The organism is Paenibacillus sp. LjRoot153 (genome assembly GCF_964253085.1).
In the GTDB taxonomy this organism is placed as follows: Bacteria; Bacillota; Bacilli; order Paenibacillales; family NBRC-103111; genus Paenibacillus_E.
This window is the reverse complement of record NZ_CAXUQH020000001.1, coordinates 6,819,197-6,831,575: the sequence shown is the minus strand read 5'-3', so window position 1 is coordinate 6,831,575 and position 12,379 is coordinate 6,819,197. Positions and strand designations below refer to the sequence as shown.

Annotated in this window: 9 protein-coding genes; all 9 read left to right on the top strand. The window is 36.9% G+C overall.

Annotated elements, in window-relative coordinates; translation table 11 throughout:
* The first annotated feature begins 4 nt into the window (after positions 1–4).
* The 9 genes from ACSQ8P_RS29525 (at position 5) to ACSQ8P_RS29485 (ending at position 12,342) form a co-directional block, all read left to right on the top strand.
* The gene (locus ACSQ8P_RS29525) at positions 5–1,105 is read left to right on the top strand and encodes an acyltransferase family protein (RefSeq protein ID WP_436238449.1); all 1,101 of its coding nucleotides are present in this window, start codon (positions 5–7) and stop codon (positions 1,103–1,105) included.
* A 28-nt stretch (positions 1,106–1,133) separates the two neighbouring features.
* Positions 1,134–2,282, top strand: a complete 1,149-nt coding sequence (locus ACSQ8P_RS29520) for an acyltransferase family protein (RefSeq protein WP_436238448.1) — start codon at positions 1,134–1,136, stop codon at positions 2,280–2,282.
* A gap of 218 nt (positions 2,283–2,500) precedes the next feature.
* Positions 2,501–4,855 (top strand): hypothetical protein, encoded by a 2,355-nt coding sequence (locus ACSQ8P_RS29515; RefSeq protein ID WP_436238447.1) that lies wholly within the window; start codon positions 2,501–2,503, stop codon positions 4,853–4,855.
* A 507-nt stretch (positions 4,856–5,362) separates the two neighbouring features.
* Entirely contained in the window at positions 5,363–7,192 is a 1,830-nt protein-coding gene (locus tag ACSQ8P_RS29510; protein ID WP_436238446.1) for a polysaccharide biosynthesis protein, read from the top strand.
* 16 nt (positions 7,193–7,208) lie between these two features.
* Positions 7,209–8,084 (top strand): UTP--glucose-1-phosphate uridylyltransferase GalU, encoded by an 876-nt coding sequence (gene galU / locus ACSQ8P_RS29505; RefSeq protein ID WP_436238445.1) that lies wholly within the window; start codon positions 7,209–7,211, stop codon positions 8,082–8,084.
* A gap of 11 nt (positions 8,085–8,095) precedes the next feature.
* On the top strand, positions 8,096–9,262 hold the full coding sequence (locus ACSQ8P_RS29500; RefSeq protein WP_436238444.1) for a glycosyltransferase family 4 protein: 1,167 nt from the start codon (positions 8,096–8,098) through the stop codon (positions 9,260–9,262).
* Positions 9,225–10,286: a glycosyltransferase gene (locus tag ACSQ8P_RS29495; RefSeq protein WP_436238443.1), complete on the top strand. Its 1,062-nt coding sequence runs from the start codon at positions 9,225–9,227 to the stop codon at positions 10,284–10,286. The genes ACSQ8P_RS29500 and ACSQ8P_RS29495 overlap by 38 nt, the downstream gene beginning before the upstream one ends.
* A 49-nt stretch (positions 10,287–10,335) precedes the next feature.
* Positions 10,336–11,421, top strand: coding sequence for a glycosyltransferase family 1 protein (locus ACSQ8P_RS29490; RefSeq protein ID WP_436238442.1), 1,086 nt, complete (start codon positions 10,336–10,338; stop codon positions 11,419–11,421).
* An 18-nt stretch (positions 11,422–11,439) separates the two neighbouring features.
* Positions 11,440–12,342 (top strand): glycosyltransferase family 2 protein, encoded by a 903-nt coding sequence (locus tag ACSQ8P_RS29485; protein ID WP_436238441.1) that lies wholly within the window; start codon positions 11,440–11,442, stop codon positions 12,340–12,342.
* Positions 12,343–12,379: the final 37 nt, after the last annotated feature.

Here is a 12,379-nt window from a genome sequence, read left to right as displayed (position 1 = left end):
ACTAATGCTGCTTCCATTAACGTCTCTTCGTTTCTTCGCGGCTATATTGGTTTTCCTATGGCATATCAATATACTTAAGAATTATCAAACAGGTTATATTGGCGTATCTTTTTTTTTCATGCTATCAGGATTCATTTTAACTTATAGTTATCACACGAAATTTAATTCTTTAAATCAAAGAAATCTTACTAATTTTTATGTTGCAAGAATAGCGAAAATCTTTCCGGTCCATATATTAACGTTTATTTTAGCTATACCTTTTATTCTGCACAGCGGCGTAAATTTTAAGTATTTAATAATTGGCATATCAAATCTACTGTTACTGCAAAGTTACATTCCAATAAAAGAATATTATTTCTCATTTAATGGTGTTTCTTGGAGTATATCGGTTGAACTATTCTTTTATATGCTATTCCCTGTCCTAATATTAGCATTATTAAGAAATAAAATTACATCTAAGATATTGAATTTGTCTCTACTTATGATAGTAATATGGGGGACGTGTATAGTTTTTTTTGGATCTTATCAGGCGAAACTTGATGACTGGTTAACTTATGTGTTTCCATTTGTGAGAATAGTTGATTTTCTTATAGGGATCTGTTTAGGCTTAATTTTTTTAATTATTCAGAAGAATCCTAATAAAGTACTTGGAAAGATGAGGTTTGCAACATTCACATTCTTAGAATGTCTATCTATTTTACTGTTGATTGGAGCAATCGTGTATTCTCCTCATATTAATCAATCTTTACGGTTTAGTCTGTACTATCAACCATTTTGTATATTATTAATTTATGCTTTTGCCAGCCAAAGTGGTGCTATTTCGAAGCTGCTATCAAATAAAACTTTGGTCTATTTTGGTGAAATAAGCTTCTCGTTTTATATGATACACGGACTTGTAATCAGATATCTTTCTGCACTTCATGTTCCTTATACCCATGGTATGGTAGGATTCATGATTTCAATTATTTCAAGCTCCATTATTTATAAATATTATGAAGAACCACTTCGAAAGAAAATGCGTAATTCCTTTGCTTACTATGTTGATAATAAAGATAAAATTACTAAAGAAGAACCACCTAAAGCAAAGATTAAGGTTTCGGTATAAACGATTAACCAAATACTGGAGGCGTTTTGTGAATAGACGATATGATCAATTAGATTCTTTGAGGGGATTAGCTGCTTCATCCGTTCTGTTATCGCACTTAATTTTTCCGAGTTTCTATCTAATCGACAAAATAAAGAATACTCCTCTGCATATTTTTTGGGCTGGACATGAAGCAGTGATTCTATTCTTCCTTTTAAGTGGTTTTGTCCTTTCATTACCTTTCCATAATAATAAAAAGACAAGATACAGAGATTACTTAGTAAAAAGGATATGTAGGATTTATATTCCATATATTGCGTCAATTATACTTTCGATTCTTCTCATGACTACTCTTGCGCACACTTCCATTCCAGAACTTGGTAATTGGTTTAATGGTAATAGGATATCTTCTCTCTCAAGTGAATCATTGATTGGCCATTTTTTGTTTTTAGGGGATTATAATAGTACAGAAATAAATCCTGTGGTATGGTCGCTCGTTCATGAAATGAGGATATCACTTATATTTCCTCTCCTAATGTTCTTTGTGATTAGACTTGGCTGGAAGAAAAATATTGCACTTTCACTGGCGTGTACTGTTATTTATTATTTGTGCATTAAGACTATCAATTACAATATTCCATTCATCTATTCTATACATTATATCGGGTTTTTCACAGTAGGTGCATTACTAGCCAAACACAGACAATTTATCCACGATCTATACCTTAAATTAACAAATAGTTTAAAGTATACCATTATGATTGTGGGTGTTATGGCATATACGTACACATACTGGTTTTTCCCTAATAGTGCTTATCTGCATGTAACACTTATTAACGATTGGGTTGTAGCCATTGGTAGTTGTATATTCATTATCTTTAGTCTCAATTCTAATATTTTGAAAAAAATATTACTTTTAAAGCCAATTCATTTTATTGGACAGACTTCATATAGTTTATACCTTTTTCACATCCCTTTATTGTTAACTTTATTTAACATTTTTTATGAGAAAATGCCTATTTGGTTGATTGCTGTAATTGCATTTGTATTTTCTTATATTTTTGCAGGAATAACATATTATCTAATTGAAAAACCATCGATTAAATTAGGTGGAATTTTGACTACTCGCTTTAAAAAGATCAGTGTTAGTTCTGAAAGTTCAGAAGCAGTAAAGCAAAAATATTCATTGAAAGTATAATTTAATTAGGAAATGCAAAAATACAGAGACTGAGTTTAGCGGTCTCTTTTTTGTTTGCATTATTATTTTGAGAAGAAAAAATATAATGAAGTTAGCCTTTCACTTTCAAATAATTTCAGAATAAAAAGTCCGAAATATAAGCTAATTAATCAAAAAAAGGTGATTCTGTAACATTATCTTCATCTATTGAATATCCTTTAATAGGAGGTGTTTCATAGATGGCGTACATGATTGAGCTTGGTCGCTGGGGGATAACTCAAGGTCTACCTATCAAACGGTTAGAAGTAATTAATTCAGTTAGCGTGAATTGCTATGCTGATGCAGATTATTCAATTGCATACAAGAACATGATGGGATTTAATAATGCATTCGCTTGGGCCAAAGCGTCGGGTTATAATAAGGTCACAGTTCCTTTTGGCAGCTATTCGGTATGCTATAGTAATATATCTGACAAAGACTATGAAAATAAAATTGTCATTAACTTTGACAACTTTTCTGTAGATCTTAATGGCTCTACCTTTAAGGTTATGTTTGATTCTGTGAAGCGTTCGCCTTACGACAAGATGAAGTCAGGCAATAGCTGGATAACTAATACTGCTCCAACATATGCCTTTCCTGGCACAATGATGGTGGTTAGGGATTGCAACTTTACTGAAGTTAAGAATGGAAAAATAATAGGCGATAAAATAGACCGCGACTTTACTTTACCGAACGAAAGAGGAATAGATAACACTTACGGTATATTAGCAGGAGGAAATTGTAAATACATTAACATAGAAGGCCATGATGTGTCACTCTTTATGGGTGATGGTGTGGCTGTTAGTTCTGGTAAAAACAATACATTCATAAAAGTTGGCTACGATATGAAATGGGTACTAGGGGAATTAGATACGAATGGAGCATTCATAGCCTCCAATGCTCATTGTGTATCGGATTATATTTCAGTTAGTCCCAACACACCACACTTCTTACAGGGGTATGGTTATACTCAGGGTTTGACAGCACTCGTAAGCAGAAGATATACAGTCTACATGTATGATGCTAATAAGACCTTTGTCTTTAAGGCAAATCAATTTGCTCTAAAAGATTTTACTACGACTAAACTCACAAAATTTATCAGGTTAGTAGTGGAAGAAACATCTGTTGATCCTAACGGATGGCAAATGCAGCTTAAAACTGGGTACTACGGTTCTTATCTTACTTTTCAGAATAACTATATTCATCATAATCATAGAGGCGGAATGAGCCCTGGTGTAAATGACATGTTTATCATTAATAATCACTTCTATAACAATGGAGAAGCTTATGATTATGAAAATAATCTACCCGGTGCCGCTAATACGAATGGGAGTCCTTGGTCAACGAGATATCATATAAATATGGAAGACTCCCAAGGTTTTAATATACACATTATTGGAAATAAGTTTGAGAATGGGAGACTAGGAATAGCTGCAAGGGGCTACAACTATGTCATAAGAGACAACTGGTTTAAGAATTGTGGTGTGGTCTTATACAGAATGATCTACGCCACCGTGAAAGATAACTATTTTGAAGGTCCTTCTGCCGGATTCAATACCTATCCTTATGACACTCCTTGGAATTCTTATCAAGACTATATTCGATATTGGGATATAGAAGGGAATGCTATAGAAGGTGATTTTATTGTTGTGGGCAATGCTACAATAAAAAATATATCAAACAACACTATACAGGGCATGGTGTCCTTACAATGCGAAGTGAATAATTTTAGGGACAATCTATTTAAGATTGATAAAGATATTGGCTTTGCTGAGGTAATCAATCTTAAAACCGTATCTAATATCTACGGCTGTTCCTTTATAAAAAGCAACCAAAGTAAAGCTAAGAACTCCATAACATTTGAGAACTGCACGTTGTACGATTGTACCTTTAAAAACATAAAAATACAGGTAGACAACAATGTGGTAATAAAGGATAGTACAATAACTGATTCAGGGTTTAATATTAGAGGGGCTTCTCTAAAGCTTGATAGCTGTAAAGTCAGCCATGGAACTTACTCTCTTTTAAACAACTATCCGATTAACCCTGAGAACTCTGCTTTTATAAACATCATAACTAGCACAGTTCCTACTTCTCTAGAACTCAAGAACTGTGATATTACCTCAAATTCAGGTCAGTCCATCTTCTCAGGTTACAATGCTAAAAGTATACCTATTAGTAGTGTTAAAATAGAGGGAACTAAAATCGAGAAGCAACTAAATAACAAACTCGGTTTCGGTATGTTTGGAGGTGCTGTTTCTATAATTAAGTCTCAAATATCTTGCGATGTTAAAGTACCTGTATATACTCCGAATCCCGCCCTGATACATCAGTTCTCAGACAATGTATTCACTAATGTTTCATTTAATATTAAACAGTCAGATATTGTTTACACGCAGCAAGATATTGGCATACTTGCAAGACCATTAAGCGGAAATGGTGTTCCTTCCGTAGTTCCGCAAAAATTGGGCCAAGAATATTACGATATAACAAACAAAAAGCTATATAAATCCTTCGGTACAACAACGACCGCTGATTGGGTCCTGATGAACTAACTAAGAAATTTCAACTATTAGTACGATGGGAACCGAGCTGTGTTGGATCGGGATTTTTTGAAAAGTCACTAGGAAATCTAAGGCTGGAATGAATATAACATTCATTCCAGCTTTTACTAGTAAAAATTAGGTTGACACGTTCTTTATAAAGAACTACAATTAAAGTAATTTAAGTGAACCATTTTTTCGTCTATTTTTTTTAATCTAAATGTTCTTTATAAAGAATATTTATCGAGAAAACGTTCTCTAAATTAATTAATGAGCAGAGTCGCTCTTTGTCGTTCTTTATAAAGAACCTCGATGGTCGTGTATCTCTCCCGGTCATGTCTCCTTACCGTTATCAACGGAGGCACTCGATCATGCTGTGGGTTTATAGGACCTTAGACGCGAGTCGTCAAGAGTGTGGTGCGAGGTGGGGTTAGATGCCCTATTGATTAAAGGGTTTAATTATAAGGTCTTTTTCCAAAGGCCCTATACTTAAGAACTTTAAAGAAAGGGTGGATTTATTTGTCTTATAGCCAACGGTTGTCACTTTTAATTATAGCGGACTCCTTTATTGTATTAACCTCTATTTTCTTTAGTCGATTTCTTTTGAGCGCAGATCTTCGAGTTATCACATTGCCGTTAGTTGTAAGTGCAATCGCATTATTAGTAAGTCATCATGTATTTTCACTGAGGTATAAACTTTATAAAAAAGCATGGGAATACGCGAGTGTAGGCGAGTTAATCATTGTTTTTAAAGCCGTTTCGTACTCGATTATTGCTGCTGCGTGTGTTCAACAAATTGTTGTTCAAGATATTTACTTTCGGTTACTCGCTGTTACATGGATGCTGCATATTTTGTTAATCGGCGGCTCTCGCTTCTGTTGGAGATTACTACGCGGCACTTTGATAAAGAAGACGGACAACAAGAAGCGGACATTGATCATTGGCGCTGGGTCAGCCGGTACCATGGTAGCAAGACAGCTAATAAAAAATAGCGATACAGAGCTTCTGCCAGTTGCATTTATTGATGATAACGTACGTATCCACAATCTAGATATTATGGGGATTCCGGTTGTTGGGGGGATAAGTCGAATTGAGAAGACAGTCTCTGAACTTGGCATTGATAGCATTATTATTGCAATTCCTTCCTTAGGACGGAAAGAGTTGAATGCGATTTTCCAAGAATGCGCCAAAACGACAGCCAAAACACAAACCCTGCCAATGTTAGAGGATCTTGTAACAGGTAAGCTTTCGGTCAATCAATTCATGGACGTTCATGTTGAGGATCTATTGGGTAGGGAGCCGATCGAGCTCGATATCGCAAGTATTTCTGAGTTTGTTACCCACAAAGTGGTATTGGTAACCGGTGCAGGAGGCTCTATTGGCTCTGAAATCTGCCGTCAGGTTTCTAAATTCCAGCCCAGTAAGCTCATCTTACTAGGGCACGGAGAGAACAGTATTTATTCCATCGAAATGGAATTGAAGGACATATGTGAGTACGCCCAAACGGAATTCATTACAGAAATTGCTGATATTCAGGACTCACGCAAAATGATGGCTGTTATGAATCGACATCGCCCTGATGTCGTGTACCATGCGGCAGCTCATAAGCATGTACCGCTGATGGAACGCAATCCCGAAGAAGCGGTTAAGAACAACGTGATTGGAACAATGAACGTTGCGATTGCGGCAAGCAAGTATGACGTGAATACCTTCGTCATGATCTCGACGGATAAAGCTGTAAATCCAACTAGCGTCATGGGAGCCACGAAGCGTATGGCTGAAATGATTATTCAAGACATGGATAAGAGCAGTAATACGAAGTTCGTAGCGGTTCGATTTGGCAATGTTTTGGGTAGCAGAGGCAGTGTCATTCCAAGGTTCAAGCATCAAATTGAAAAGGGTGGTCCCGTATCGGTCACCCATCCGGATATGATTCGCTACTTTATGACGATCCCAGAAGCCTCTAGGCTCGTTATGCAAGCTGGCGCATTAGCCAAGGGTGGAGAAATTTTTGTCCTCGATATGGGTGAGCCTGTGAAAATTGTTGATCTGGCCAGAAATCTAATCAAGCTTTCAGGTAACTCTGTGGAAGATATCGGTATTGAATTTACCGGAATGAGGCCAGGAGAGAAGCTTTATGAAGAACTTTTGAAAGCTGAAGAAATTGAGGAACAGCAAGTGTATCCGAAGATTTATATCGGGAAAACGGCGGATTTATTCATGGATGAAATCAAAGAGGTCATTTCCATGTACAACACGTTAGATAAGGAAAGCTTAAGAGAACATTTGCTTAATATCGGTAATAGTAATGTCATTCTTTTATCCAAAAAACTATCCTCTGTAGGCTGAAAAGGAGCAATCACGTATGAAAGTTAGAAAAGCAATTATTCCAGCTGCAGGTCTGGGGACAAGATTCTTACCTGCAACGAAAGCAATGCCGAAGGAAATGCTGCCCATTGTTGATAAACCGACCATTCAATATATTGTTGAGGAAGCCGTTGAATCGGGCATTGAAGATATCATCATTGTGACGGGTAAAGGTAAAAGAGCAATTGAGGATCATTTTGATAACTCCTTCGAGCTTGAGCGAAATTTATTGGAAAAGCAGAAGTTCGAGCTGCTATCGGAGGTAAAAAAGTCTTCTAATGTAGATATTCATTATATTCGCCAGAAGGAGCCTAAGGGCTTAGGGCATGCAATCTGGTGCGCACGTAAGTTTATTGGCAATGAGCCATTCGCCGTATTGCTTGGGGATGACATTGTTCGAGCGGATAAGCCTTGCTTGCAGCAATTGATGGAACAATATGAATATCAGGATGCATCCATTATCGGCGTAAAGCACGTACCTGATGAAGAGGTATCCCGATATGGGATAGTGGATGGCTTTGAGTTGGAGAACCGCCTACATAGCGTCAATCATCTTGTTGAAAAACCCCTCAAAGAGTTAGCACCTTCCAATTTAGCGATCATGGGGCGTTATATTCTAACACCTACAATTTTCGAGATCCTCAATAATCAGCAACCAGGGGCTGGAGGCGAGATCCAGTTAACCGATGCGATCGCACAACTCAATCGGATTGAATCCGTGTATGCTTACGAATTTGAAGGGACCCGCTATGATGTCGGGGAGAAAATGGGCTTTATTCAAACGACGATCGAATATGCATTGCAGCGTAAAGATTTAAGATACGGTCTGTTGAAGTATCTTTCCGAGCTCATGGAGAAAGAATTAATCAAATAGGTGATGCCACGATGTCTAGAAAAGTATTGTTTTGTGCAACGGTTGATCATCACTTTAGGTCCTTTCATCTGCCTTACTTGAAATGGTTTAAGGAGCAGGGCTTCGAGGTTCATGTTGCTGCTAGTGGGAATATTGAGCTTCCCTATGTTGATAAAAAGTTTGACATTCCGATACAGAGGTCACCATTTCATCTGAAAAATGTGAAGGCATATTCCCAACTCAAATCCATCATCACTCAAAACAAGTATGACATCATTCATTGTCATACCCCAATGGGTGGAATGCTTACACGATTAGCGGCGAGAGGGGCACGGAAACGTGGAACAAAGGTCATATACACAGCGCATGGGTTCCATTTTTGCAAAGGTGCTCCTCTTAGTAATTGGTTGGTGTATTACCCGATTGAGAAGTTTTTTTCAAACTTTACGGATTGTCTCGTAACGATAAATGAGGAAGATTATGCCTTGGCAGTAAAGCGTCGGTTTAACGCCAAAAGAATCGAGCATGTTCATGGCATTGGGGTTAATACAGAGCAGTTTCAACCGATTTCTGACTTGCACAAACAAGAACTGAGAAAAAGCTCCGGATATGCATCAGATGATTTTCTTTTGTTCTATGCAGCTGAATTTAATGAAAACAAAAATCAGCAGCTGCTTATTCATGCAATAGCCTTACTTAAGGATAAGATACCCCATGCGAAGCTGCTATTAGCTGGAAGCGGTCCATTACTGCAAAGCTGCCGTAATCTCGCGATTCGTCTTGGTGTTGAAAACATGGTGGATTTTCTTGGATATCGAAATGACATCTCCACGATATTACCACAATGTGATGTAGCAGTTGCGTCAAGTCTTCGTGAGGGTTTACCCGTCAATATTATGGAGGCTATGGCATGCGGTTTGCCGATTGTAGCAAGTGTAAATAGGGGACATGCTGAGCTTGTTAAAGATAGGGTAAACGGTTATATCATTACAGAGCTAAAGAGTGATCAGTTTGCAATAAGGCTGACCCAACTCTATCAGGCTGAGAAATTGCGGAAAGAATTTGGGATTGCGAGTGTACATCGGGTGAAAAGATACGCAATTGCTCAAGTTGGAAATGAACTCACGGGGATATATACAAATTACTTTTTGGGGGATAAGGATGGGACCAAAGGTAAGTATAGTAGTGCCTATATATAATGTTGAAGCGTACTTAAGTAGATGTCTGGACAGTATATTGTCCCAAACATTACAAGATATTGAAGTCATAGCTGTTAACGATGGGTCAACTGATGCAAGCGGAGAGATCCTTGACCAATATGCTAGTAAAGATACTCGTATTATCGTGATCCATAAGAAAAATGGCGGAGTATCTGCAGCTCGCAATGATGGAATCCAATTGGTAAAAGGAGAATATATTGGTTTTGTTGATCCAGACGATTGGATCGATCATGATATGTATGAAGCATTGTATCATTCCGCAGTAGAAGAAAAAGCTGATATTGTAATGTGCACGTATATGCGAGAGTTTGGAACTCACTCAAAGGAAAAAAAGTTTAATCTGCCAGATAAGGTTTGCTTTCGGAACCAAGAAATACGTTCAAATATCCTAAGGCGGTTAGTAGGACCAGTTAAAGAAGAAATGGCAAATCCTGAGTATTTGGACGCTTGGGGAACTGTGTGGTCCAAATTGTATCGAACTGAACTTGTTAAGGGAAATAACCTTAAATTTATCGATCTTAGTGTTGTGGGTACCAATGAAGACTCTCTGTTTAATATCCATACCTGTTATTATGCTACAGTATTTGTTCTACTGAATAAGCCATATTATCATTACTGGCGGGTAAATACGACCTCGGTAACATCCGGTTACAAACCCGAATTACATGACAAGTGGTTTAAGCTTTATAGCTTTATGGAAAGTTTCATAAAGGAAAAGGAACTGCCGCCTGAATTCTATGAAGCTTTAAATAATCGTATTTGTCTTAATATGTTGGGACTTGGCTTAAATACGATAAGTAACTCAGAATCCTCATTTTTGAAGATAAGTAGATTAAGTACAATTTTAAATGACAATCGTATGAAACGTTCCTTTAAACAATTTGAAACAGTTTATTGTTCATTTGTTTGGAGAACGTTTTATTTTTGCGCCAAATTTAGGCAAGCGGTCGGATTATACATCATGCTTGTAACCATTAATAGACTTCGAAAAATGATTAGATAGGAAAGTGATAACTTTGGAACCTACTCGTGTACTTCAGGTAGTTACAATCATGAACCGCGGCGGACTTGAAACAATGTTAATGAATTATTACCGACAAATAGATCGAAGCAAAATACAATTCGATTTTATGGTACATCGAGAAGAAAGAGGGCATTATGATGATGAAATTTTAAAGCTTGGTGGGAAGATATACACGATGCCACAAATTCGCCCGGGGAACTACAGACTATATTTTAAAATGCTGGATGAGTTTTTTGCTCACCATTCGGAATACAGCGTTGTACATTCACACATCAATGAAAATAGCAGTTTTGTACTGAGAGCAGCGAAACGTGCGAATGTTCCGTGCAGGATTGCACATAGTCACTTAAGTGATTTAGGGATGGATTTAAAACTGCCTTTTCGTATGTATGCAAGATTCGTAATGAAGAATAATCCAAACAAGTTTTTTGCATGTTCCAGAAATGCAGGTCAGTGGTTGTTCGGAAAGGAAGTATCAGATTCCAATGACATGACAGTTCTTAACAACGCTGTTGATGTAGACAGTTTTAAGCTTGATAAAGGTATTAGAAATCAGATTAGACAAGAATTGCAAGCGGGCGATAAATTGGTCTTGGGACATGTGGGGAGATTTAACAAGCAGAAAAATCACGATTTCTTAATTGACATATTCAAATCTGTTCATGATAAATGTCCTGAATCTATGCTTGTGTTAGTTGGGGATGGATATTTAAAACCAGCAATAGAAAAGAAAGTTGCAAGGTTAGGTTTAAGTCCTCATGTAAGATTCCTAGGAGTTAGAGAAGATATTGAGTCTCTTTTGCAGGGGATGGATATATTTGTTTTCCCATCGCGATTTGAAGGATTGCCAGTTGTACTTATTGAAGCGCAGGCAGCTGGTCTAATGTGTCTTGTTTCGGATGCGATCACACGAGAAACAGATGCAACGGGACGTATTCAATTCATTAGTCTAAAGCAATCCCCTGTGGAGTGGGCGTCTCAAGTACTTGCTTCTTCTTACGAGCATGAAGATACATCTAGACTAATGCGTACAAATGGATTTGACACTAATGAAATGTCTAAATGGCTAGCAAATTTTTATATAAGTAATGGAATATACACAAATCAAGCTTAAATGTATGGAGGTAATGTAATGATTCCGGTAGTAACAGTTTTCACACCAACGTTCAATCGTGCGTATACTCTTCATTTATGCTATGAAAGTTTAAAAAGGCAAACTTCCAAGAATTTTGTTTGGCTAATTGTTGATGATGGTTCAACAGATGAGACTGCTGACCTAGTCCAACAATGGATATTAGAGGGAGTTGTTAAGATTCAATATCATTTCCAAAATAATCAAGGAATGCATGGAGCTCATAACACGGCCTATGAACTTATTAATACTGAACTCAATGTATGCATTGATTCAGATGATTATATGGCCGATAATGCCATAGAGCTTATTGTTGGTTATTGGGAGAAATATGGTAATGAGAAATATGCTGGTATTGTGGGTTTAGATGCTACACCTAATGGAAATATTATTGGCACAAAGTTACCAGATCATATTAAAGCATCTAAAATATCAGAATTATATGCGAGACACAAGATCACAGGTGATAAAAAACTTGTATATCGGTCTGAATTAACACGAAAATGTCCACCATATCCGATCTTCGCAGGGGAAAAATATTGCCCATTAAGTTATAAATACCTTCTAATCGATCAAGAGTGTCCATTACTAATTATGAATGAAATATTATGTCATGTTGAGTATCTAGCTGATGGGTCCAGTATGAACATAATCAACCAATATAAGAGAAATCCAAAGGGTTTTTTGCATTTTAGAAAAGTAGCCATGAAGTTTGCTCCAACCTATAAGGACAGATTACGTGAGGCTATTCATTACGTTTCAAGTAATTTAATGATCAATAATTATAAATTTCTAATGGAGTCTTCCTATAAATGGACTACGTTAGTAGCAATGCCTTTTGGTATATTACTCTATTTTTATATTTTGAATACGAATAAAAAGACTGTACTTAAGAATAATTAAAAAATGAATAGTAATGTGAGTGAAAGGGATTGGTAGA

Bases quoted from the DNA above. Each gene is read 5' to 3' on its own strand.
- ACSQ8P_RS29525 (WP_436238449.1), top strand. From the start codon at position 5: ATGCTGCTTCCATTAACGTCTCTTCGTTTCTTCGCGGCTATATTGGTT.
- ACSQ8P_RS29500 (WP_436238444.1), top strand. From the start codon at position 8,096: ATGTCTAGAAAAGTATTGTTTTGTGCAACGGTTGATCATCACTTTAGG.
- ACSQ8P_RS29485 (WP_436238441.1), top strand. From the start codon at position 11,440: ATGATTCCGGTAGTAACAGTTTTCACACCAACGTTCAATCGTGCGTAT.
- ACSQ8P_RS29515 (WP_436238447.1), top strand. From the start codon at position 2,501: ATGGCGTACATGATTGAGCTTGGTCGCTGGGGGATAACTCAAGGTCTA.
- galU (WP_436238445.1), top strand. From the start codon at position 7,209: ATGAAAGTTAGAAAAGCAATTATTCCAGCTGCAGGTCTGGGGACAAGA.
- ACSQ8P_RS29490 (WP_436238442.1), top strand. From the start codon at position 10,336: ATGAACCGCGGCGGACTTGAAACAATGTTAATGAATTATTACCGACAA.
- ACSQ8P_RS29495 (WP_436238443.1), top strand. From the start codon at position 9,225: ATGGGACCAAAGGTAAGTATAGTAGTGCCTATATATAATGTTGAAGCG.